Annotated in this window: 20 protein-coding genes; 7 read left to right on the plus strand and 13 right to left on the minus strand. The window is 72.8% G+C overall.

Features of this window, described 5'->3' with window-relative positions; all coding sequences use genetic code 11:
• Positions 1–5: 5 nt before the first annotated feature.
• The 5 genes from V6D49_RS14560 to V6D49_RS14580 all read right to left on the minus strand — a co-directional run bounded on the left by V6D49_RS14560 (position 6) and on the right by V6D49_RS14580 (position 5,891).
• Positions 6–2,693 carry an ATP-binding protein gene (locus V6D49_RS14560; protein WP_340560119.1) on the minus strand — a complete coding sequence of 896 codons (2,688 nt, stop codon included), beginning with the start codon at positions 2,691–2,693 and terminating at the stop codon, positions 6–8.
• A 3-nt stretch (positions 2,694–2,696) separates the two neighbouring features.
• Positions 2,697–3,338, minus strand: coding sequence for a hypothetical protein (locus V6D49_RS14565; RefSeq protein ID WP_340560120.1), 642 nt, complete (start codon positions 3,336–3,338; stop codon positions 2,697–2,699).
• Between the two features lie 55 nt (positions 3,339–3,393).
• Positions 3,394–3,702 carry a hypothetical protein gene (locus tag V6D49_RS14570; RefSeq protein ID WP_340560122.1) on the minus strand — a complete coding sequence of 103 codons (309 nt, stop codon included), beginning with the start codon at positions 3,700–3,702 and terminating at the stop codon, positions 3,394–3,396.
• A gap of 184 nt (positions 3,703–3,886) precedes the next feature.
• Positions 3,887–5,347, minus strand: a complete 1,461-nt coding sequence (locus V6D49_RS14575) for a conjugal transfer protein (protein WP_340560124.1) — start codon at positions 5,345–5,347, stop codon at positions 3,887–3,889.
• 370 nt (positions 5,348–5,717) lie between these two features.
• Positions 5,718–5,891 carry a hypothetical protein gene (locus V6D49_RS14580; protein WP_340560125.1) on the minus strand — a complete coding sequence of 58 codons (174 nt, stop codon included), beginning with the start codon at positions 5,889–5,891 and terminating at the stop codon, positions 5,718–5,720.
• A 104-nt stretch (positions 5,892–5,995) separates the two neighbouring features.
• On the opposite strand from V6D49_RS14580, the gene V6D49_RS14585 reads away from it, so the two are divergent.
• Both V6D49_RS14585 and V6D49_RS14590 read left to right on the plus strand, forming a co-directional pair.
• A complete protein-coding gene (locus V6D49_RS14585; RefSeq protein WP_340560127.1) occupies positions 5,996–6,871 on the plus strand; it encodes an NUDIX hydrolase in 876 nt (291 codons plus the stop codon).
• Positions 6,868–7,698 carry an MBL fold metallo-hydrolase gene (locus V6D49_RS14590; RefSeq protein WP_340560129.1) on the plus strand — a complete coding sequence of 277 codons (831 nt, stop codon included), beginning with the start codon at positions 6,868–6,870 and terminating at the stop codon, positions 7,696–7,698. Before V6D49_RS14585 ends, V6D49_RS14590 begins: the two co-directional genes overlap by 4 nt.
• 55 nt (positions 7,699–7,753) lie before the next feature.
• Here the strand turns inward: V6D49_RS14590 and V6D49_RS14595 are convergent, their stop codons facing one another.
• A complete protein-coding gene (locus tag V6D49_RS14595; protein ID WP_191209374.1) occupies positions 7,754–8,428 on the minus strand; it encodes a Crp/Fnr family transcriptional regulator in 675 nt (224 codons plus the stop codon).
• A gap of 226 nt (positions 8,429–8,654) precedes the next feature.
• Here V6D49_RS14595 and nth point away from each other — a divergent pair, with 226 nt between their 5' ends.
• The 3 genes from nth (at position 8,655) to V6D49_RS14610 (ending at position 11,611) form a co-directional block, all read left to right on the plus strand.
• Positions 8,655–9,542 (plus strand): endonuclease III, encoded by an 888-nt coding sequence (gene nth, locus V6D49_RS14600; protein WP_445330525.1) that lies wholly within the window; start codon positions 8,655–8,657, stop codon positions 9,540–9,542.
• On the plus strand, positions 9,539–10,243 hold the full coding sequence (locus V6D49_RS14605; protein WP_340560133.1) for an NUDIX hydrolase: 705 nt from the start codon (positions 9,539–9,541) through the stop codon (positions 10,241–10,243). The genes nth and V6D49_RS14605 overlap by 4 nt, the downstream gene beginning before the upstream one ends.
• A gap of 168 nt (positions 10,244–10,411) precedes the next feature.
• A complete protein-coding gene (locus tag V6D49_RS14610) occupies positions 10,412–11,611 on the plus strand; it encodes a MarP family serine protease (protein WP_340560135.1) in 1,200 nt (399 codons plus the stop codon).
• 110 nt (positions 11,612–11,721) lie between these two features.
• Here the strand turns inward: V6D49_RS14610 and V6D49_RS14615 are convergent, their stop codons facing one another.
• The 5 genes from V6D49_RS14615 to V6D49_RS14635 form a co-directional block, all read right to left on the minus strand.
• Positions 11,722–11,925 carry a hypothetical protein gene (locus V6D49_RS14615; RefSeq protein WP_340560136.1) on the minus strand — a complete coding sequence of 68 codons (204 nt, stop codon included), beginning with the start codon at positions 11,923–11,925 and terminating at the stop codon, positions 11,722–11,724.
• A gap of 124 nt (positions 11,926–12,049) precedes the next feature.
• Positions 12,050–12,988, minus strand: a complete 939-nt coding sequence (locus tag V6D49_RS14620; protein WP_340560137.1) for an alpha/beta fold hydrolase — start codon at positions 12,986–12,988, stop codon at positions 12,050–12,052.
• Positions 12,989–13,001: 13 nt separating this feature from the next.
• Positions 13,002–13,508 carry a phage holin family protein gene (locus V6D49_RS14625; protein ID WP_340560139.1) on the minus strand — a complete coding sequence of 169 codons (507 nt, stop codon included), beginning with the start codon at positions 13,506–13,508 and terminating at the stop codon, positions 13,002–13,004.
• Positions 13,509–13,802: 294 nt separating this feature from the next.
• A complete protein-coding gene (gene acs / locus V6D49_RS14630) occupies positions 13,803–15,767 on the minus strand; it encodes an acetate--CoA ligase (RefSeq protein WP_340560141.1) in 1,965 nt (654 codons plus the stop codon).
• 221 nt (positions 15,768–15,988) lie between these two features.
• Entirely contained in the window at positions 15,989–18,403 is a 2,415-nt protein-coding gene (locus V6D49_RS14635) for a bifunctional SulP family inorganic anion transporter/carbonic anhydrase (protein ID WP_340560143.1), read from the minus strand.
• Positions 18,404–18,732: 329 nt separating this feature from the next.
• On the opposite strand from V6D49_RS14635, the gene V6D49_RS14640 reads away from it, so the two are divergent.
• Positions 18,733–19,989 (plus strand): hypothetical protein, encoded by a 1,257-nt coding sequence (locus tag V6D49_RS14640; RefSeq protein WP_340560145.1) that lies wholly within the window; start codon positions 18,733–18,735, stop codon positions 19,987–19,989.
• A 100-nt stretch (positions 19,990–20,089) separates the two neighbouring features.
• On the opposite strand, the gene V6D49_RS14645 is transcribed toward V6D49_RS14640, so the two are convergent.
• The gene (locus V6D49_RS14645) at positions 20,090–21,091 is read right to left on the minus strand and encodes an ATP-binding protein (RefSeq protein ID WP_340560147.1); all 1,002 of its coding nucleotides are present in this window, start codon (positions 21,089–21,091) and stop codon (positions 20,090–20,092) included.
• A gap of 113 nt (positions 21,092–21,204) precedes the next feature.
• On the opposite strand from V6D49_RS14645, the gene V6D49_RS14650 reads away from it, so the two are divergent.
• Positions 21,205–22,026, plus strand: coding sequence for an oxidoreductase (locus V6D49_RS14650; RefSeq protein WP_340560148.1), 822 nt, complete (start codon positions 21,205–21,207; stop codon positions 22,024–22,026).
• Positions 22,027–22,419: 393 nt separating this feature from the next.
• Here the strand turns inward: V6D49_RS14650 and V6D49_RS14655 are convergent, their stop codons facing one another.
• Positions 22,420–23,241: an HAD family hydrolase gene (locus V6D49_RS14655; RefSeq protein WP_340560150.1), complete on the minus strand. Its 822-nt coding sequence runs from the start codon at positions 23,239–23,241 to the stop codon at positions 22,420–22,422.
• Positions 23,242–23,285: the final 44 nt, after the last annotated feature.

Below are 23,285 nucleotides of genomic sequence, written 5' to 3' on the forward strand. Positions count from 1 at the left end.
GTGGCTCACCCCCGGTCGAACAAGGCCGCCGTCGGCACCGGATCGTCGTCCTGCCCGTCCTTCTCCAGCGAGACGGCGTCCTCGTCCTTCGGACGGTCGATCCGCTGCCGGGCGGCCGCGGCCTCGTCGCCGAAGATCTCGGCGATGATGCGGGCCATCTTGTCCGGGTCCTTCTCCGGGTTCGTGTCGAAGATGTCGAGCACGAAGTCGTAGATGAACTCGACCTTCACGCGGGCGAGTTTGCCCGTGCGGTCCTTGACGACGCACACGCCCTTCTCGCCGCTGCCGAGTGCGAGGACCACGCCCGTGTTGTCGTCGTCCGGCTCCACGCCCAGGAACGCGCACGTCTTCGCCGCCTCCTCCTTCGACGTGGTGCCGAAGGCCCACACGCCCGTGACGAAGCTGGAGTCGAAGTCGGCCGCGGACTGCGAGATGAGGCGCAGGAAGGTGTTCCGGGACCGGCCGAGCCGCTTGATGCGGTCGACGAGCGTGCGCGCCCGGGGGTTGTCCTTGCTGGTGTGCCACTCGTCCCAGGTGATGGCCTTCGGGATGGCCGGGTCGAGCGTGGCCATGATGTTCCAGGTGTTGTCGGCCATCAGACCGGCGATCACGTCGGACAGCAGCTCCCGCTCGGACATGCTCTCCGGCGTCTTGCCGGGGTCGGGCATCTGGAGACCGAGCGTGCAGAAGATGACCGTGTAGCCGACCGGGATGCGGAAGGGCCGCGTCGCCCGCCCGAAGACGAGCTGCCCGAGCCGGGTGCCCGAGACCTCGCGGAAGCGGCGCCCCGGCGAGCCGGAGAACTGGCGGCACCGCTCCTGGTTGATGTTGGTCGGCGACGGCGGCAGCTTCTCCCACGCCTCCAGGATCTCCACGACGCGCATGAGGTAGGTGGTGCCGTTCCCCTCGGCGATGGCCGCGCCGACGGCCTGCCGCACGACGTCGCCGAAGTCGCTGCCGTTCTGCCCGGCGAGCAGGTCGGGGATGAGCCGCAGCAGCGTCTCGCGCATCAGCTGCGCGGCCTCCTCCGGCGTCTCCGCCTGGGCCGCCGGGTCCAGGACGCCGGGCTCGGCGTCGTAGATGTTGATGCAGAGGACCTTGTCCGGGTTGAGGCCGAGCTCCTCCGCGTACTTCTTGAGCACCAGGTAGTCGCCCTTGGGGTCCCAGACGATCTGGGTGATCCCGCGCAGCGCGTCCTCCCACACCGGCTTCAGGCCCCGGCTGACGGTCTTGCCGCCGCCCGGGTCGCCCGGCACGCCCTCGGTGGGCGCGAGTTGGGAGGCCGTCGCGTACAGCATGTGATCCAGGAAGACGGGCTCGGCCGGCTGGCCGCCGGGGCCGATCGTGTAGCCCTGGTAGAGCCCCTCGCCGTCCCCGACGGAGGGGGAGATGTGCGGCATGCCGGCGGCCAGGTAGTCCAGCGGCACGCGGCGGATGTAGTCGGAGTCCCGGGTGCGGCCCCCGGGCAGCGACTCGTAGAAGAAGAACTTCTGGTGCGTGGGCGGCGCGTCCATCGTGTAGCCGCTCTCCCGCATGGCGCGGACGAGGTCGCGGGCGCGGTCGCGCAGGAGCTCCTTGTCGGTCGCGGAGACGCCGAAGAGGGCCCGCATCCGCAGGAACGGCGTGCGGTGCTGGTCCACCAGGAACTTCATCTGGGTGACCATCTCCTTCTTCTGGTGGTACGTGAGGTCGGTGGCGACCCCGGCCTCCTCGTCGTTGAAGAACTGCTCCTCGATGTTGCGCAGGGCCCGGTCGGCGTCCTTGCGGGTGTCGGACAGCTCCTGGATCTCGAAACCGACCGACTGGACGACGGGGAACGGCAGCGCCTCGGTGCCGTTGAGCCAGAGCGTGCCGGGGAAGTTGACCTCGTCCGGCCCGATGGAGAGCGCGAACCACAGCTGGTAGGAGGTGCCGGTGACCGTCTCGTGGCGCAGGCACTTGTACTGGTACTTGCCGACGCGGCCCAGCGGCTCGCGGGTGACCTCGCCGCCGCACAGGGCCTGGAGCTCGCCGGGCCCGTAGCGCTGGGGCGGCACGGCGGACGGGTCGGGCGCGGGCAGGCCGGGGTGGGTGAGGTGGAGGAGCAGCATCTCCGCCTCCTGGCGCCCCACGGGCTGGCAGCGCAGCGGCGAGCCGCGCAGCGTGTTGCGGACGTCGTCCGCGGCGTCGTGCCAGACGGCGACCTCCGCCGGCGGCGGCATCTCGTCGTCGAGGTCCAGGGGCTTGCGCACCTGGTCGAGCAGGCGTTGGACGCGGCCCCAGGCGCCGTCGTAGGACGCCCGGTCGCCCAGGCGGATGACGAGGTAGACGCGCTTGATCGGCCAGTCCGCCGCGTTGATGCGCTCGCGGACGTCGGCGAGCAGCAGCGGCCAGCCCTTGGCCGGGATGCCGTGCCGCTGCGTCCGCTCGTCCAGCCGCTCGGCCCACAGGTCGGCGTTGAACGGGAACTCCGTGGTGATCAGCCGCGTGTGGTGCGCGGCGCCGCGCGGCAGCCCGGAGAGCATGGCGTACATCTGGGCGAGGGCGGCCCGCTTGTCGAGCGGGCTCATCAGCTCCCAGCTGCGCGTCGGCACGCTGACGAGCGTGTAGGCGCCGTCGCGGTCGAGCATGATCCGGTCGTCCAGGTACCGGTACCCGATCCGCGACGGGGCCTGGTAGCCCTCCGGCTGCAGCCGGGACATCACGTTCTTCATGGGTCAGGCCCTCCGCGCCGTGATCAGGAAGTCCTCCGCCGGTGCCCGGTGGTCCGGGGGGCCGGGGGCCGCCGCCGGCCCGGTGGGCGGGGCGGCCGGGCGTTCCGGACGTGCCCGCGCGTGCGTCTCCTCCGGGGTCCGCACGGGCGCGGTGCCGGCGCTGTAGCCGTTCGGCAGCGGTAGCCGGGACGCCAGCTTCGGCAGGACGTCCGGGTGGGCGCGCCACACCGTGACGTGGTGGCGCGGCGCGCCGTGCCCCTTGCGGACGGGTACGCCCCGGCGGTGCACCGGGTCGTCGAGCAGGTCCCGCCACAGGGCGCGGACGAGCCCGAAGATGCCCAGGTTGTGCCGGACGGGCCGGCGGGACGCCATGGCCGCGACCAGCGGAGGGGTGAACAGGATGAGGAAGTACGGCAGGCCGACGGGCGGGCTCGTCCCGAGGAAGGCCGCCGCCGCCCGGATCGGCGGGGCGAGGACCATGGTGTAGGTCAGGAGCCAGACGACCAGGGTGACGCCGAAGACCTTGATGTCGTCGACGAACAGCCCCTCCTTGAGGGGGACGTTCGCCTTGCCGACCCTGCGCAGCGCCTTCTTGACCTTGAAGGCCTCGGTGTAGTCGCGCAGGGTGATCCGCTCGTCCTCCATCACCCCTCCTTCCCCGTCACTGCCTACGCCACCGGTCCCGTCCCCGTCACCCGGGTCACACCGCGGCGTCCCCGGTCCCGAGCATCGGGTCCCAGACGTTGGTCTTGATGAAGCCGCCGATGTCGCCGAGCGTCTCCTCGGGCGCGCCGACGATCATGAAGGTGAAGCCGCCGATGAGCACGATGCTGCCCACGACGACCCACTTGCGCTGGCTCTGGCTGAAGAAGGCGGTGACCAGGGCGAGGATCACGGTGATGGCGAGGATCGCCTTGCCGTAGGTCTCCGCCGTGGTGACCACGCCGCCCGGTGCGGCCAGGACCGTGTGCGCGCTGGCCGGTATGCCGTTCATCGTCTGCTGGAGCATGTGTCCTTGAGTCCTCTCCTGTGGGGCGTGCGCCGGAGCCGCCCCTTCGGTTGGCCGGGCACCCTGTCGGTGCGGGCCGCCCCGGCCGGCGCGACGAACCGCACGGCCCGCGTGGGAACGGGCCGGCGTTCCGGTTCTTGTGTATAGACGTTGAGAAGTGATCTCCGGATGCGGTGATCGCCGGTCAATCGGCGGGATCCGTGTCCGGGTCGGGCGTCGGCGACTGGCTCGGCGAGAACAGGTCCGTGGGGCCCTCCGTGGGCCGGACCTCGGGCACGCCCCCGCCGCCGTTCACCGTGCCGCCCACCGGCGGCGTCGGGTCACCGGCGAAGTACCACTGGCCGTCCCTCCGCTGCGCCGCGACCGAGTACCGCGAGGTCTGCGCCGCCTCGCCGTCGAGGCCCAGCATCGTCACGGTGAACGTCACCGTGCGGCGGTCGCCCGCGTCGCCCTTCTTCGGCACCGGCACGAAGACGTCGTCGACGGTGGGACGGCCGCCCGTCCCCGAGCCGGTGAAGGCGCCGCCGAGACCGAACGACGTGACCCCGGGCAGCAGGTAGCGCTTGAGGTTCGTCTTGTCGCCCTGCTGCCACGCGGCCATGAAGGGCGGCAGCAGCTCGGTGGCGAACGTCGCGGCGAGCTCGGTGTCGTTGTCCGCCCCGCCCTGGCGCTCCGGCGGCGTGGTGATGCCCGAGCACGACGTGTAGACGGGTGCTCCGGTGAGCCCGAAGGACGTCGTGCCCTCGCGCCGCACCATGTACAGCGGGACGGCGACGCACCGCCACGAGCCGTCCTGGATCTGCACGGTCGCGTGCACGGTCCCCCGGTCCTCCCCGGTGCGCTGGACGTCCCGGCCGATCACCATGTCGAGCACGCTCTGCCGTCCCGAGCCGTTCCAGCCGAGCTGCGGATCCAGGCCGTTGATCGCGTACGGGGCCAGAGCCTGGGCGCGCTGCTCGGCGAGTTCCGCGTCGTAGGTGGCGAAGGCCTTGACGACCGGGGCGGCCCACAGCTGCGCCGCTCCGTCGGGGAAGGTGTCCTTCTCCGGCTCGGCCTGCCGGTCCAGGATCGCCCGCACGTCGGCGGGGGTGGCCTTGCCGTTCACGGTGACGGCCAGGAAGAACAGCGTCAGGACGGCCAGGACGCCCAGGAACCGGCGCGCTATCACCGCCCGGCGCGCGCCCGCCCACTTCTGGGCGGGCGAGACGACGCGGCCCTTGGGGGCCTTTCCCGCCTTTCCCCGCTTCCCCGGCTTCCCTGTCGTTCCGGTGTCGCCCGTGGCGTCGGCCTTCCCCGGTGCCTGCTCCCGGTCCTGCCTTCCCCGGCCGCCCACGGCCCTGCGTCCGCGCTGGCCGCGCTCCTTACGGCCCTTACCCCCGGGCTCCGGGAGCGAGGGGGCGGGGCCGGGGTCGGCGCCGTCCGTCCGCGTCCAGGTGTCGCCCGGCGGGGCCGGCTCCGACGGCTGCTTCTGTCGACCCATCAGCCCCCGCATCCGCTCGGACGGGCCGGGCTGCGCGCGGATGACCATGTCCTCGGTCAGGGGCGGCAGGTGCGCCTGCGCACGGCCGTCCTGCCCGGCGGGGGCGCCGCCGGGCGGGCGGGGTTCCTCCGGCGGCTGCGTGCTGCCCCGAGGCGGCGTGGTCACGGTGTCCCCTTCACTGCCACCGCGCTCCGGCACGGAACGCACGAGCGGTCGCGGGCGGTGTCCGCGCGCTGGTCAGCGTGGGCCCCCCGAGCTTTTCTGTCTATACACTGGCCAGTATAGGGCGCGGCACCGACATCGTCCCCGGTCGGCCGCCCCGTGCCCAGGGCCTGCAGCAGGACTGAGACGCTTTCAGAACTCCTGTGCGACAGCGTGGTTCGGCAAAGCCGCACCGCCCGGTCGGTGACCCGGCGGGCCGGGACGCCCCTGCGTCGCCGCGTGCCTCAGGTGCGGGCCGACGGCTGGACGTCCGCCAGCGCGAAGCTCACCACCGCGCCGCCGAACGGGGAGCGGACCGCGCCCGTGCGGCCGGTCAGCGGGTGCCGCGGTGCTTGACGGTCGCCTTCTGCGTCTTGCCGTGGTGCTTGGCGTTGCCGCCGCCCCACGCCTCACGCATCGCCTGCCGGGTGCGCTGCTGGAAGGCGGCGTTCTTCGAGTTCTCCTGCTCGGCGAAGCCGCCACGGTTCTGCCGGTGCTTCTTGGACATGGCCTGCCCCTCCTCGTCGTCCCTCCACTGTCGCCCGAACGGAGCAATCCGGCATCTCGGGCGGCCCCTCGCCCCTCCGCACCCCGGGGCCGTACGATCCGGCCATGGCGAACAACGGCCGGAACGGTCAGTGGTACCCGCCGACGTGGCCGGACCGCATCCGCGCCCACCGGCGCGGCGAGCTCACCCCCGTGGCGCCCCGGCGGGCCGCCACCGTCATGCTGCTGCGCGACGGCGCCGGGACGGACGCCGGGCCCGAGGTGCACATGATCCGGCGCCGGGCGTCGATGGCCTTCGCGGGCGGCGCCTACGCCTACCCCGGCGGCGCCGTCGATCCGCGCGACGAGGCGGAGGTGCGCTGGGGCGGCCCGGACCGCACCGCGTGGGCGCACCGGCTCGGGGTCGGCCCCGCCGAGGCGCAGGCCGTCGTCTGCGCGGCGGTGCGGGAGACCTTCGAGGAGGCGGGCGTCCTGCTCGCCGGCCCGGACGCGCGGACCGTCGTCGCGGACACCACCGGCGAGGACTGGGAGGCCGACCGCCGGGCCCTCGTCGAGCGCGAGCTGTCCTTCGCCGCGTTCCTCGCCCGCCGCGACCTCGTCCTGCGCAGCGACCTGCTCGGCGCCTGGGCCCGCTGGATCACGCCGGAGTTCGAGGAGCGCCGCTACGACACCTGGTTCTTCGTCGCCGCCCTGCCCCCGGGCCAGCGCACCCGCAACGCCTCCACCGAGGCCGACCGTACGGTGTGGACCGCCCCCGCCGACGCGGCCGCCGGGTACGACCGGGGCGAGCTGCTGATGATGCCGCCCACCATCGCCACCCTCCGCGACCTGGCGGCGCTCGACTCGGCGGGCGAGGCCCTCACCGCGTCCGCCGGACGCGACCTGACGCCGGTCCTGGCGGAGGTCACACTGGAGGGTGAGGAGATCGTGCTCAGCTGGCCCGGGCACGAGGAGTTCGAGAAGAGGATCCTGCCCCGATGACGAACGCCGCCGAGCTCCCGGGGCAGCCGCGCGGAGCCGTGGTCAGCGGTCCGGCCACGCGACGGGCCCGCTGCGTCCTGGCCCCCAACCCGTCCGCGATGACGCTGGACGGCACGAACACCTGGATCGTCGCCGAGCCGGACGCCCGCGAGGCCGTCGTCATCGACCCCGGGCCGCTCGACGAGGGCCACCTGCGCGAGGTCGTCGCCACGGTGGAACGCGACGGGAGGCGGGTGGCGACCACCCTGCTCACCCACGGCCACCCCGACCACGCCGAGGGCGCCGCCCGGTTCGCCGAGCTGACCGGGTCGAACGTCCGGGCGCTCGACCCCGCCCTGCGCCTGGGCGACGAGGGGCTCGGCGTCGGGGACGTGGTGACGACCGGCGGCCTGGAGCTGCACGTCGTCCCGACACCCGGCCACACCCGGGACTCGCTGAGCTTCCACCTCCCGGCCGACGCCGCCGTCATCACCGGGGACACCGTCCTCGGGCGCGGCACGACGGTCGTCGCCCACCCCGACGGCCGGCTCGGCGACTACCTGGACTCGCTGCGGCGGCTGCGCTCCCTCGCCGTCGACGACGGCGTGTCGACGATCCTCCCCGGCCACGGGCCCGTCCTCGCCGACGCCCAGGGCGCCATCGACTACTACCTCGTGCACCGCGCGAAGCGGCTGGCGCAGGTGGAGACGGCGGTGGAGAACGGCCTGCGCACCGCCGCCGAGGTCGTCGCCCACGTCTACGCGGACGTCGACCGGGGCCTGTGGCCCGCCGCCGAGCTGTCCGTGCTGGCCCAGCTCGACTACCTGGAGGAACACGGCCTCGTCTGACCCGGCCTCGGCGGTTCGGCGGGCGGTGGCGCGACGTGCGGTGGCCCGGCGGACGTCAGCGGGAGCGCTTGGCCAGCCGCTCGACGTCGAGCAGGATCACCGCGCGTGCCTCCAGCCGCAGCCAGCCGCGGCTGGCGAAGTCGGCGAGCGCCTTGTTGACCGTCTCCCGGGAGGCGCCGACGAGCTGCGCCAGCTCCTCCTGGGTGAGGTCGTGGACGACGTGGATGCCCTCCTCGGACTGCACGCCGAACCGGCGGGAGAGGTCCAGCAGGGCCTTGGCCACGCGGCCCGGCACGTCGGAGAAGACCAGGTCCGACATGGAGTCGTTGGTGCGGCGCAGCCGGCGGGCCACGGCCCGCAGCAGCGCGGAGGCCACCTCGGGGCGCACGTTCAGCCACGGCTGGAGATCGCCGTGCCCCAGGCCCAGCAGCTTCACCTCGGTCAGCGCGCTGGCCGTGGCCGTGCGCGGGCCCGGGTCGAAGAGGGACAGCTCACCGATGAGCTCGCCGGGGCCGAGGACGGCGAGCATGTTCTCCCGGCCGTCGGGGGAGCTGCGGTGCAGCTTCACCTTCCCCTCGGTGACGACGTAGAGCCGGTCGCCGGGGTCGCCCTCGTGGAAAAGGGCCTCGCCTCGGGCCAGCGTCGTCTCTGACATGGAGGCACGCAGCTCAGCCGCCTGCTCCTCATCCAGCGCCGCGAACAGCGGGGCGCGCCGCAGAACGTCGTCCACGAATGTTCTCCTTGTCGACCTGCGCATGAGGGTACGGGGCCCATGATGCCGGACGTCTGAAACAGTGCGATCAATCACAAGTTTGACGCACCGGGCCCTCACAGTGTGAGGCAGGGGTGCGAACGGGCAGGGATTGGCTCGGGTCAACGGCGAATGTCGGCCCGCCCCCGTACGCTGGCCGGGTGGTCGATAGCCCAGTGAGAGCACAGGAGAGGGGGCCGGACGGGTGAGCGCTTCCGGTGATTCCGCCCGGGGCGAACGTGGTTCCGCCAACCGGTCGAAGGCGGCGAGCCCCGGAGGGCGGAAGGGAGCCCGCGCGAAGCCCGAGACCCGCCTGGGCATGGTTCGCCGGGCGCGTCGCATCAACCGCGAGCTGGCCGACGTCTACTACTACGCGCACCCCGAGCTGGACTTCGAGAACCCCTTCCAGCTCCTCGTCGCCACCGTCCTGTCGGCCCAGACGACGGACCTGCGGGTCAACCAGACGACGCCCGCCCTCTTCGCCGCCTACCCGACCCCCGAGGACATGGCGGCGGCCGACCCGGAGCTGCTGGAGCAGCTGATCCGCCCCACCGGCTTCTTCCGCAACAAGACGAAGTCGCTGATCGGGCTCTCGGCGGCGCTGCGCGACGACTTCGCGGGCGAGGTGCCCGCGACGCTGGAGGAGCTCGTGAAGCTCCCCGGCGTCGGCCGCAAGACGGCGTTCGTCGTCCTCGGCAACGCCTTCGGCGTCCCCGGGCTGACCGTCGACACCCACTTCGGCCGGCTCGTGCGCCGCTGGGGGCTCACCGACCAGACCGACCCCGACCGCGTCGAGACGGAGATCGCGGAGATCATCCCGAAGAAGGAGTGGACGGACTTCTCGCACCGCACCATCTTCCACGGCCGCCGCGTCTGCCACTCCCGCAAGCCGGCCTGCGGCGCCTGCCCGATCGCCGAGCTGTGCCCCGCCTACGGGGAGGGCGAGACGGACCCGGAGAAGGCGCGGAAGCTGCTCAAGTACGAGATGGGCGGGCAGCCCGGCCAGCGGCTGCGGCCCCCGGCCGACTACCCCGGCGAACCCGCGCCCGGCCCGTCCGCCGACCAGCCCGCCGATCCGGGGGTGGCCCGGTGAGGGTCCCCGAGACGGACGGCGCGCCCGTCCTCGTCAGCGCGGACGGCATCCCCGCCTGGCTGGAACCGGTCGCCGAGGCCGCCGCGACGGTCCGCCCCGAGCAGCTGAGCCGCTTCCTGCCCCCGGCCACGGGCGGACGGCAGTCGGCCGTACTCGTGCTCTTCGGCGAGGTGGCGGGACCCGACGGCGACCCAGGCCCCGACCTGCTGCTCATGGAGCGGTCCAGCACCCTGCGGTCGCACGCCGGTCAGCCCTCCTTCCCCGGCGGCGCCCTCGACCCGGAGGACGGCGACCCGCAGGGCGACGGACCGCTGCGGGCCGCGCTGCGGGAGGCCCAGGAGGAGACGGCGCTCGACCCGGCGGGCGTCCAGGTGTTCGGCGTCCTGCCCAAGCTCTACATCCCGGTGAGCGGATTCGTCGTCACGCCCGTGCTGGGCTGGTGGCGGGACCGCACACCCGTGCAGGTCGTGGACGTCGGGGAGACGGCGCGGGTGTTCACCGTCCCCGTGCGCGAGCTGGCCGAACCGGACAACCGCGGCACCGTGGTCCACCCCAGCGGCTATCGAGGCCCGTGCTTCCAGGTACGCGGCAGTCTCGTGTGGGGCTTCACGGCCGGCGTGATCGACCGCATCCTGCACTACGCCGGCTGGGAGCGGCCGTGGGACACCGGGCGGCGCATACCGCTGGACCGGTCCTCCTGAGCCCCCCGCCGCGCGGAGGTCCGCCGCGCGGAGGTCCGCAGTGCGGCCGGGGCGGATGGTGCATACGGTGCTGCTGATGCGGATGACGAAGAGACAGCGCACGTCGACGACGGCCCTCGGCGACGCGCGCGCACGACGTGAGACGGCGAACGAGGCGAGGCTGACACGGTGAACGTGCTGGACATCCTGCTGGTGCTCGCGGCCCTGTGGTTCGCCGTCATCGGCTACCGGCAGGGCTTCGTCGTCGGCGTGCTCTCCGTCGCCGGCTTCCTCGGCGGCGGGCTGGTCGCCGTCATGCTGCTGCCGCCGCTGTGGAGCGAGCTGAGCGGCGGTGCGGCGGCCGGAACCTGGCAGGCGGTCGCCGCCGTCGTCATCGTCATCGTGTGCGCCTCCGTCGGACAGGCCTTCACCACGCACCTGGGGAACCGGGTACGCCGCCACATCACCTGGTCGCCCGCCCGGGCCCTGGACGCCTCCGGCGGGGCGCTGGTGAACGTCGTGGCCCTGCTGTTCGTCGCCTGGCTGATCGGCTCCGAGCTGGCGAAGACGTCGTTGCCCACGCTCGGCCGGGAGGTGCGTGGCTCCGTCGTGCTGCACAGCGTGTCGCAGGCGATGCCACGCCAGGCGAACACCTGGTTCACCGGGTTCAGCACCGTCCTCGGGCAGAACGGCTTCCCCCAGGTGTTCTCCCCGTTCGCCAACGAACCGATCACCGACGTCCCCGAGCCCGACCCGGAGCTCGCCACGAGTTCCGCCGTGACCAGGGCCAGGGAGTCGATCGTCAAGATCACCGGCACCGCTCCCAGCTGCGCCAAGGCGCTGGAGGGCACGGGCTTCGTCTTCCACCCCGAGCGCGTCATGACCAACGCCCACGTCGTCGGCGGTGTCGACGAGCCGACGGTGCAGATCGGCGGGGAGGGACGGCTCTACGACGCGCGCGTCGTCCTCTACGACTGGGAGCGCGACGTCGCCGTGCTCGACGTCCCGGGCCTCGACGCGCCCGCCCTGGAACTCTCCGACGGCGACGCGACCACCGGCGACGGCGCCGTCGTCGCCGGCTTCCCCGAGAACGGCGGCTTCGACGCCCGTTCGGCCCGGGTCCGCGGCCGCGTCCAGGCCAACGGCCCCGACATCTACCACCGCGGCACCGTCCGGCGCGACGTCTACTCCCTGCGCACCGTCGTCCGGCAGGGGAACTCCGGCGGGCCGCTGCTCACGCCGCAGGGCGAGGTGTACGGCGTCGTCTTCGCCAAGTCCCTCGACGACCCGCAGACCGGCTACGCCCTGACGCTCGACGAGGTCCGCGAGAACGTCACCCGGGGCCGCGCCGCCCAGCGTCCGGTGGACAGCCAGGGCTGCGCGATGTGAGACCGCCGAGGGCGCACGCGAGGCAGACGCCGCCCGCCGCCCGGGGTCCGCGTGGGGCCGCGAACGTCAGGGAGCGTACGAGGGGCCGTGGCGAGAAGCCCGTGGCGAGGTCAGCCGCGCGGATGGCGCAACCGGGCGCCCACCCAGCGGGCGCGGCGGCCCAGGATGCGGGGAATGCCGATCCCGGGATCGCCCCCCTCGCGCGGTGCGCGCAGGACGCGGGGATGATGCACCGCTCGTCCGGCCGGGTACGAACCGGCCCCCCTGCCACGGATGTTGCGAGACACGTCACGTTGGTCGTGCGTCCAGCCCATACCTCCGACTGTGCCCGCCGAGTGGTGTGGGTAACCGCGAAAAGTTCCACCCGATCGGCCTATGCGGCGGTCACGTGTCGGCCCGGGCGGCGGGCCGCCCGAAGGCCCCGGCCGGTCGACCGGGTCAGCGGTCCGGCTCGGGGTCCTTCAGCCAGTCGATCAGCTCCGTGTTGAACGCCACCGGGTCCTCCTCGTGCGGGAAGTGCCCCAGCCCGTCGAACAGCCGCCACCGGTAGGGCGCCTCGACGTACTGCCCGGACCCGGCCGCACTGCGCGTCCGCAGCACCGGGTCGAGGGAGCCGTGCAGGTGCAGCGTCGGCACCCGGACCAGGCGCTTCATCCGGCGGTAGTACTGGAGGCCGTCCGGACGCGCGAGCGAGCGCACCAGCCACCGGTAGGGCTCGACCGAGCAGTGGGCGGTCGACGGGATGCACATGGCCCGCCGGTAGACGTCGAGCACCTCGTCGTCGAACGCGGCGGACACCCGCGGCCCCGCCCACTCCCGCACCAGGCGGCCCACGAGCGCGCCCTCGTCCGCCACGAGCTGCCGCTCCGGCACCCACGGCCGCTGGAAGCCCCAGATGTGCGAACCGGCGGCGCTCTGCTTGACGTCACGCAGCATCGACGCACGCCAGCGCCGGGGGTGGGGCATCGAGACGACGGCGAGCCGCCGGATCAGCTTCGGACGCATCACGGCGGCCGTCCAGCCCAGGTAACCGCCGAGGTCGTGGCCGACCAGCGCCGCGTCCGGCTCGCCCAGCGAGCGCACCACACCGGTGATGTCCAGCGCGAGGTTCGCCGGGTCGTAGCCGCGCGGCGTCCGGTCGCTGCCGCCCACGCCCCGCAGGTCCATCGCCACGGCCCGGTAGCCCGCGTCGGCCAGCGCCGTCAGCTGGTGGCGCCAGGTCCACCAGAACTGCGGAAAGCCGTGCACGAGCAGGACCAGCGGGCCGTCGCCCAACTCGGCGATGTGGAAGCGGGCGCCGTTGGCGGCGACGTCCCGGTGCGTCCAGGGGCCGTCGAGCGACGGGACGGAGGGGCCGGGTGAGGCGGGGTCGGTCATAGCGAGGAGTGTGTCACTTCTCCAGCGTCGCGCCGCCCGACCCGGCCCCCACGGCGGTTTCCCGGTCGGCCGAGGACATCGAGACCGGCCCCGGCGCCGGACGCTCCCCGGCCCCGGGGCGCGGGTGCGGCTTGGCGTTCGACAGCACGGCCGCCGACTCCTTCGCCGAGGCGATGGACCGCTTCGGCGCCTGGATCTTCTTCAGCAGCGACTTCGCCGCCAGCCCGCACACCACCGCGAACAGCAGCATCAGGGCGCCGACGATCGCCAGCGCGACCGCGAGCGGGATCTTCCACCACGCCTCCAGCCAGTAGGCCAGCGCGAAGCTGAAGACCGGCAGGGAGAAGAGCGCCAGCACGCCCGCGACGATGATCGCGCCGCTGCCCGCGACGCCGCGCGAGACGGACTGCCGCATCTCCGTCTTCGCCAGCGCGATCTCCTCGTGCACCAGCGCCGACAACTCGGACGTCGCCGAGGCGACCAACTGGCCGAGGCTGCGCCCCTCCTGGGCATCGCTCATCGCTCACTCCTTGGCTGACTTCTCTCAGCGTGTCGTTCCGTCGGTCGGGTCACACCGCTACCACGGGTACCCGGGGTATCAGCATGCCGGACGGGCCCGCCCGCCGCCGCGTCCGGCTCCGCGTTTCGGTCCGCCGCTGTGCCCGCAGGGGCCTCCCGTGGCCGCGCGTACCCCTGCGTACCGCCCGATAAGCGGCACCACGGTGCACGGAGCGGAACGGCGAAGGTGCCGGGACGCCCACGCGTCCCGGCACCTTCTCGGCCCGCGCCCCGGACGTACCGGGCCCGCCCGCCGTCAGTCCTCGCTGGGAGTGCTGGGCAGCTTCTCCTGGATCAACCCCATGACGGAGGGGTCGGTCAGGGTGGTGACGTCTCCGAGCTGGCGGTCCTCGGCGATGTCCCGCAGGAGGCGGCGCATGATCTTCCCGGACCGCGTCTTCGGCAGCTCCGCGACCGCCAGGACGCGCTTGGGCTTGGCGATCGGCCCCAGATGCTGGGCCACGTGCGCCCGCAGCTCGTCCACCAGCCCCTCGCTCTCGGCCGCCGTCCCGCGCAGGATGACGAACGCGCAGATCGACTGCGTCGTCTGCGGGTCCGCCGCGCCGACGACGGCCGCCTCGGCGACCGACGGGTGCGAGACCAGGGCCGACTCCACCTCCGTGGTGGAGATGTTGTGCCCCGAGACGAGCATGACGTCGTCGACGCGGCCCAGCAGCCAGATGTCGCCGTCGTCGTCCTTCTTCGCGCCGTCACCGGCGAAGTAGCGGTTCTCGAAGCGTGCCCAGTAGGTGTCCAGGTAGCGCTGGTCGTCACCCCAGATGGTGCGCAGCATCGACGGCCACGGCTCGGTCAGCACCAGGTAGCCGCCGCTGCCGTCGGGCACCTCGCGCGCCTCGTCGTCCACGACCGTCGCCGCGATGCCGGGCAGCGGCACCTGGGCGGAGCCGGGCTTGGTGGCGGTGACGCCGGGCAGCGGGCTGATCATGATGCTGCCCGTCTCCGTCTGCCACCAGGTGTCGACGACCGGGGTGCGGCCGCCGCCGATGTGCTCGCGGTACCAGACCCACGCCTCGGGGTTGATCGGCTCGCCCACCGAGCCGAGGATCCGCAGCGCGGACAGGTCGTACTTCGCCGGGATGTCGTCGCCCCACTTCATGCAGGCGCGGATCGCCGTGGGCGCCGTGTAGAAGATCGTGACGCCGTACTTCTGGGCGATCTCCCACCAGCGGCCCTTGTGCGGGGAGTCGGGCGTGCCCTCGTACATGACCTGCGTCGCCCCGTTGGCCAGCGGGCCGTAGACGATGTACGAGTGGCCCGTCACCCAGCCGATGTCGGCGGTGCACCAGAAGACGTCCGACTCCGGCTTGAGGTCGAAGACGGCGTGGTGGGTGTAGGCGGCCTGGGTCAGGTACCCCCCGCTGGTGTGCAGGATGCCCTTGGGCTTCCCGGTAGTGCCGGAGGTGTAGAGGATGAACAGCGGCTGCTCCGCGCCGAACGCCTGCGGCGTGTGCTCCTCGCTCTGCCGGTCCACCAGGTCGTGCCACCACACGTCCCGGCCCTCGGTCCAGTCGACGTCCTGGCCGGTGCGGCGCACGACGACGACGTTGCGGACGTCCTCCGTGCCGGGGCGCGTCAGCGCCTCGTCCACGGCGGGCTTCAGCGGGCTGGCCCCGCCCTTGCGGTAGCCGCCGTCGGAGGTGATGACGACGCGGGCGTCGGCGTCCTGGATGCGGGTCGCCAGCGCGTCGGCCGAGAAGCCGCCGAAGACCACGGAGTGGGGCGCGCCGAGGCGGGCGCAGGCCAGCATCGCGAACACGGCCTCGGGGATCATCGGCAGGTAGATGGCCACCCGGTCCCCGGCCCGGACGCCCAGCTCGGTGAGCGCGTTGGCCGCCCTGGAGACCTCGCGCTGGAGGTCGGCGTAGGTGATGGTGCGGCTGTCGCCCGGCTCGCCCTCGAAGTGGATGGCGACCCGGCTGCCGTGCCCGGCCTGGACGTGGCGGTCCACGCAGTTGTGGGCGACGTTCAGCTCGCCGTCCTGGAACCACTTGGCGAACGGCGGGTTCGACCAGTCGAGGGTCTCGGTGGGCTCGGTGGCCCAGTCCAGCCTGCGGGCCTGCTCCGCCCAGAAGCCCAGCCGGTCGGCGCGCGCCTGCTCGTAGGCGTCGGCGGTCACGTTGGCGGCGGCGGCCAGCTCGGCCGGCGGCTCGAACCTCCGCTCCTCCTTGAGCAGGTTGGAGAGGGAAGAACGCTCGCTCACTGTCCCATCCTCTCCTTCTTGAGCAGGTTGGCCAGGCTTTCGTTGCTCACGACATCTCCCTTTCCCAGGGTGTGCGCTGTGTCCCAGCTCATACCTCAGCAGCTTGCCGGGGGGTGTGACAAGGGTTTCCCGAGGATTGGTTTAGACCTCTTGCGCCAAGTGGTCGAACGCCGGGCCGAGCGGCCCACAGGTGGCCCGTGGGCGGCGGGGGAGCGGCCGCCTCACTCCGCCCGCACCGGAGTGAAGACCGCCGCACGACCCGTGGCGCCGTCCGTCGCGTCCAGGACGTACGCCTGCGCGTCGCCCACGTGGAAGTACATCCCGTGCAGCTCCAGCGAGCCCTCCACGACCCGCTTCGCCACACACTCGTGCGCCCGCAGGTGCCGGATCTGCTGGACGACGTTCGTCAGGCACAGCGCCTCCACCTCGTCGCTGACCGGCCGGTCCGCGAGGCGGGGCTCCGCGCCGTCCCGCGCGGCGAACCGGTCGAGACTCGGCCGCCCGTGCCGGAGCCAGCGCGCCAGCGATTCGGGCAGCGCGTCGGGTGCGCTCCCGCCGGCGTGCAGCGCCTGCATGGCACCGCACCCGGAGTGGCCGCACACCGTGATGGAACCGACGCGCAGGACGTGTACCGCGTACTCGATGGCCGCGGCCACCGAGTCGTCGCCCCGCTCGGCCCCCGGATCGGCCGGCAGCGGCACGAGGTTCCCGACGTTGCGCACGGTGAACAGGTCCCCCGGGCCGCTGGAGGTGATCATGCTGGTGACGAGGCGCGAGTCGGCGCAGGTGAGGAAGAGGTGCGACGGCTTCTGCCCGTCCCGCGCGAGCCGGGCCAGCTCCTCGCGCACGAGCGGTGCCGTGGTCCGCTGGAAGTTCCGCACCCCGCCGACCAGTTGTCCCCGCCGCTCCGGCTGCTCGCTCCCGGAGGGGTTCTCCGTGTCGGGACGGGTGCACTGGTGGTTCCGCCACGGCGTCCACGGCGTGCAGTGGTGCACGGCCGACGGCTCGGCGATGCGCGCCCCGGCCCGGCCCGCGAGGCGCACGGTGCCGCCGTGCGCCTCGTGGGCCGCGCGCCAGTCCTGCAGGGTCTCGTACGCGGCGTGGTCCATGAACGAGCCGTCCAGCTCCACCACGACGGGGCTGCCGGCCGGGACCCGGTTGAGGGCCCGGCTCAGCCGGGGCACCGCGAGGAAGGTGAGCTGGCCGCGGACGACGATCCGGTGCACGCCCTCGCCGCCACCGCCACCGCCACCGCCACCGCCTTCGGCCTCCGGGTCAAGGGCGGTGGCGGACGTCACGGTGTGCACGACGCGGGTGTGCGCCAGCCGGTGCAGGGCGACGGCGATGGCCACGGCGATACCGATCCCCACACCCTCCAGCACACCGAGCAGCACGACGCCCGCCGCCGTCGGGATGTAGACGACCACCTCGCGGTGGCGGGTGACCGTGCGGATGTGCGTGATGTTCACCATCTGCACTCCGACGACCATGACCAGGGCGGCCAGCGAGGCGAGGGGGATCAGCTCCAGCACGCCGACGAGGAGGACGGTGGCCAGGGCCAGCCAGCAGCCGTGCCAGATGGCGGAGTTGCGGCTGACGGCGCCGGCCCGGACGTTGGCCGAGCTGCGCACGGCGACACCGGTGACGGGAAGGCCTCCCAGGGCGCCGGAGACCATGTTCGCCGCGCCCTGGCCACGCAGCTCGCGGTCGAGGTCGGCGCGGGGGACGGGGATCTCACCGGTCTGCTTGGCCCGTGCGGCGGCGAGCTTGTCGATGGCGCAGGCCGACAGCAGCGACTCGACGCTCGCCACCAGCATCACCGTGAGGACGGCGGCGATCAGGCCCAGCACCGGGCCCTCCGGCATGCCCGGCAGCGCGTGGCTGCTCCACGTCGGCAGGTCCACCCGGGGCAGCTGGAAGGCGGCGAGCGCGGCCAGGCCCGTGGACAGGACGACGGCGGCGAGCGGCCCCGGTACGAGGCGCAGCGCCGCGCCGAACCGGCCGCGCAGCCGGGGCCAGAGCAGGAGGACGGCCACGGTGAGCGCGCTCACCGACAGCGCCGCCGGGTGCGGGTCGGACAACTGCTGCGGCAGTTCCCGGACGTTGGCGATGACGGAGCTCTCCGGGCTGCCGCCCAGCACGATGTGCAGCTGGGCGATGGCGATGGTGACCCCGATGCCGGCCAGCATGCCGTGCACGATCGCGGGGCTGACCATGAGCGCGGACCGGGCGACCCGCAGGTGGGCCAGGGCGAACTGGGTCAGCCCGGCGAGCACGGTGATCGCGCACGTCGTCCGCCAGCCGTAGACCTGGATCAGCTCGGCGGTGACGACCGTCAGCCCGGCGGCCGGGCCGCTGACCTGCAACGGCGCGCCGCCCAGCCGTCCGACGACGATGCCGCCGACGGCGGCGGCCACCAGGCCCGCCTGGAGGGGGGCGCCGGTGGCCAGCGCGATGCCGAGGGAGAGCGGCAGGGCCACCAGGAAGACGGTGATGGACGCCGACAGATCGGCCCGGTGCCGTTGCCGTGGTCCGGGGGCCGGAGCCGGGGTGGGGGCCGCGGAGGTGGTGGGCGGGGGGTCGGGTGGCGGTGCGGTGAGCGCTCCGGCGCCGGGCGTGGGGGTGCGGTCGGACATCGATCCCTCTCCGTCTTCGGTCGCGGCGGCGCGCCGGGTGCCGGTCAGCGGGCAGCCCGGTCGTGCAGCACAGACGTGGGTCACGGTGCGTGCTGGTCTGACTACTACCAAGGTTGAGTAAACGAAGCGTAATGCCGGGTAAAGAGCGACGAAAGCGAGCACCGGCGTTCGGCCGTCGCTTTCCCTCGTAAGGGTGAATGGCCCTCGCTAAGTCGGTTTGTCATACCGGCATACAAGTCACATTGTGCGATTTTCAAGGCACGCGGTGTGGAGGTCCGCGCCGGACCGGTGGCGCACCGCGACAGGACGTCGATGTGACGAGGTGACGGATGGCGGGCGCTCGTGGCCGTCGCGGCGGAGCCGTGGCGATGATGGCGATGACGGTGCTGGTGGCGGGCTGCGGAGGCGGCGCGACCGAGGAGACCGGCGAGCTGAGCGGCAAGAGCCGCACGGAGAAGCAGGCGAACGAGAAGCAGTTGCCCCGGATGATCGGGGACGGTTCGACGTCCTTCACGGGCGCCCAGCCGAACCAGCCCGAGGTGGCGCGGTTGAAGCACGGGGAGCGGCCGCCCCAGTTCGTGGTCTTCTCGTGGGACGGGGCCGGGGAGGACGACAAGAAGCTGTTCTCGCACTTCCGCGAGGTCGGCCGGAAGTACGACGCGCACATGACCTACTTCCTCAGCGGCATCTACCTGTTGCCGGAGGACAAGGCCACGCGCTACCGGCCGCCGGGGCGCGCGCCCGGCGCGTCCGACATCGGCTACCTCAAGGACGAGAACGTCCGGGCCACGCTGGAGCAGATCCGCGGAGCCTGGCTCGACGGCAGCGAGATCGGCACCCATTACAACGGTCACTTCTGCGGCCCCACCGGCGTCGACACGTGGTCGAAGGCGGACTGGCGGAGCGAGATCCGGCAGGCCAAGTGGTTCGTCAAGAACTGGCGCACGACGACGGGATGGAAGGACGTCGAGGCGCTGCCCTTCGACTACGAGCGGGAGCTCATCGGCGGCCGCACTCCCTGCCTGGAAGGGCGGGAGAAGCTCGTCGAGGCCGCGCGCGAGGCCGGCTTCCGCTACGACTCCAGCGGCATCGGGCGCCAGGTCTGGCCGCAGCGGGCCGGCGGGCTGTGGGACATCCCGCTCCAGCTCGTTCCCATGCCCGGGCGTAAGTTCGAAACACTGTCGATGGACTACAACTTCATGGTCAATCAGTCCGGGCCCGGCAGCGGCGACCCGGCCAAGCGCCCGTACTGGCGGAAGCAGATGCGCGACGGGCTGCTCCAGGGCTTCGAGCGGGCCTACGACGGCAACCGGGCGCCGCTCGTCATCGGCAACCACTTCAACAACTGGAACGGCGGCATCTACATGGACGCCGTCGAGGACGTCATCAGCACGGTGTGCGTGAAGGACGACGTGCGCTGCGTGTCGTTCGAGCAGCTCGTCGACTGGCTGGACGCCCAGGACCCCGCCGTGCTGGAACAGCTGCGCACGCTCGGCGTGGGCGAGACCCCGGCGAAGGGGTGGAAGGCGTTCACGACGCCGATCGCGGCCCCGGACGAGGACACCCCGGGCACGCGGAAGTCCTGACGGACGGGCCGCTCCGCCCGTCACCGCCTCGCCGCCCCCGCCGCGTCCTGCGGTGAGGGCGGCGACGGGCGGCGACGGCCGGAGCGCCGTCCCCGGCGCGTCAGGCGGGCTGCGCGGTCGTCGTCAGCGCGTCCTCGCGCAGGACGAAGTCGGGGTCGACCTGCTCCGCGAGATCGACGCCCGCGCGCGCGTTGCCCCAGCTCTCGGCGTTGCGCAGGTGGAAGTGGACCATCTGACGGGTGTAGCGCTCCCAGTCGCGGTGCGCGTAGGCCGCGTCGGCCGTCCCGAGGAGGGTGTCCAGAGCCTCCCGGTTGACGTCCTCCAGTTCGGACAGCGGCCGCTGTCGCCCCTTCTCCATCGCCCGCACCCACCCGGAGTGCCCGACCGTCACGAGCAGGTCGTCCCCGACCTCGTCCCGGAGGAAGGCCAGGTCGTCCGGCCCCTGCACCTTGTTGCCGACGACCTTCAGCGCGACCCCGTAGTCCCGCGCGTAGCTGCGGTACTGCCGGTACACCGCGACGCCCTTGCGGGTCGGCTCGGCGACGAGGAACGTCATGTCGAAGCGGGTGAACATGCCCGAGGCGAAGGAGTCCGAACCGGCCGTCATGTCGACGACGACGAACTCGTCGCGCCCGTCCACCAGATGGTTGAGGCACAGCTCCACGGCCCCGACCTTGGAGTGGTAGCAGGCCACGCCGAGATCGGCCTCGGTGAACGGGCCCGTGACCAGCAGCCGGACCGTGCCGCCCGCCCCGCCGTCCAACACGACCTCGCGGGCGCAGGCGTCGTACACGGGGTTGTCCTCGGTGACGCGCAGCAGACGTGAACCCGCCCCCGGGGGCGTCGTCTTGATCATCGACTGCGCGTCGGTGATGCGGGGGTTCGAGCCGCGCAGGTAGTCCTTGATGAGCGGCAGCCGGGCGCCCATGGCGGGAAGGGCCGCGGCCTCGTCCTCCGGGAGGCCGAGAGCGGCTCCGAGGTGCTGGTTGATGTCGGCGTCCACGGCCACGACGGGCGTGTGCCGGGCGGCGAGGTGGCGGATGAAGAGGGAGGACAGCGTCGTCTTGCCGCTGCCGCCCTTCCCAACGAAAGCGATCTTCATGTTCAACAGAGTAGGCCGCGCGGCCGGGTCCCAGGGGAAAGCGGGTGATCGAGTGAACAAGACCACTCGAACGTGGGCCTTGGGCACCGGGCGCGGTGCGTAGGGTCGTGCACATGAGTACGAAGCCTGACGCGCTGGCCCCGCTCGGCGCGCTGCCCGGCGTCGACGACTCCGTCGAGGCGATGCGCAAGGCCGTGGACCGCGTCTACGGGCACCGGGTCATGCGGCGCCGCAGCGCCGAGGTCACCTCCGAGGCGGTGCTGCGCGGCGCTCGCGCCTCGGCCGCTCTGGCCGGTGCCGACTGGGCGCTCGAAGAGGTGCGCCGCCGTACCGACTTCAGCGGTGACCCGCAGGCACGGACGGTCAGTGCCGCCCTGCGGGTCACCGCCGAGGCGGGCCACCTGCTCTCCGTCTGGCGCCAGTCCCCGCTGCGCGTGCTGGCCCGGCTCCACCTCGTCGCGGCGGGCGGGACGGACTCCGACGAGACCGTCGGACGTCCCCGGCTGGCGGGCGAGGCCGTCGACGAACCGGCCGTGGCCGCGCCGCTGCCGGACGCCGAGGAGGTGGCCGCACGCCTCGACGGACTGGCGCAGGTCGTCGTGACCGGTTCCTCCGCCCCCGCGCTGGTCACCGCCGCCGTGGTGCACGGCGAACTGCTGGCGCTGCGCCCCTTCGTCTCGCACAACGCCCTGGTCGCGCGCGCGGCGGAACGCGTCGTCCTGGTCGGCAGCGGGCTGGACCCGAAGTCGATCTGCCCGGCGGAGGTCGGCCACGCCGAGGCCGGCCCGGACGCCTACCGCGAGGCCCTGGACGGATACCTGGCCGGGACGCCCGCCGGCATGGCCGCATGGATCGCGCACTGCGGCCGCGCGGCGGAGCTCGGAGCCCGCGAATCGACCGCGGTCTGTGAGGCCCTCCAGCGCGGCGCGGCCTGAGTCGATGCCGGAGATGCACCCTTCCGGAGGTTGAACCGGAAAGTAAAGTTCCGCACCTCGGCTTCCGCTTCGTCCCCTTCAGGGGTACAAAGGACTTACGGCCCGCGAGACCAACGGCATCCGAGACGGATCACCGTATGCATCACGGCCCCACGGACCGAGCATGAACACCGGGAACCCACGCGACGCCGACCCGTCGATTACGGGCCTACCGCACCAGGGACGGGCAAAGACTCCGCCCTGAGCGGCTACTCGAGCACGCACTGGTACCCCGGTGGACATGCCAGCGGCGGCACGGCTCTGCGGAGTGGTGCCGCCGCACATCTGTGTCCGGGCGCGTTCCGTTTCCTCCGCCCGCTTCCTCCACGCCCGCTTACTCCGCCCGGCCGTGCGTCACCGCGCCCCGAGCCGCGTGCGGCGTCGGCTGGAGTACCAGACCAGCCCGGCCGTCGCCGCCGCAGCGCCCACCGCGGCGGCGGCCAGCAGTGGTGGGGGCGGCATCGAGAGCGCCGGCAGCCGTTGCTTGAGTCGCACCGGACGGGTGAAGGTGAGGACCGGCCAGTCGCGGGCGGCGGCCTCGCGGCGCAGTGCCCGGTCCGGGTTCACCGCGTGCGGGTGGCCGACGGCCTCCAGCATCGGCACGTCGGTTCCGGAGTCGGAGTAGGCGTAGCAGCGCGAGAGGTCGTAGCCCTCCGATGCCGCCAGTGCCGCGAGGGCCTCCGCCTTGGCCGGACCGTAGGCGTAGTACGCGACCTCGCCCGTGTAGCAGCCCTCGTCGACGACCATCCGCGTGGCGATGACGCGGTCGGCCCCCAGCAGGTCACCGATGGGCTCGACGACCTCGGCCCCCGAGGTCGAGACGATGACGACGTCCCGGCCCGCGAGGTGGTGCTCCTCGATCAGCGAGGCGGCCTCGTCGTAGATGATCGGGTCGATGATGTCGTGCAGGGTTTCGGCGACGATCTCCTTGACCTGCTCCACGTTCCAGCCGCGGCAGAGGGCGGACAGATACTCCCGCATCCGCTCGATCTGGTCGTGATCGGCCCGGCCGATCGACAAGATGAACTGGGAGTACGCGGTGCGCAGGACGGCGCGGCGATTCATCAGGCCACCCCGGTAGAAGGACTTACCGAAGGTAAGCGTGCTGGACTTCGCAATGACCGTCTTGTCCAGGTCGAAGAAGGCGGCGGTGCGCGGCGGCGGGGCGTTTTCCACAAGGAGAGGATAAGGCCCGCCATTCGGCGTAAGCTGTGGCGCGT

Source organism: Streptomyces sp. GSL17-111, assembly GCF_037911585.1.
Classification (GTDB): Bacteria; Actinomycetota; Actinomycetes; order Streptomycetales; family Streptomycetaceae; genus Streptomyces.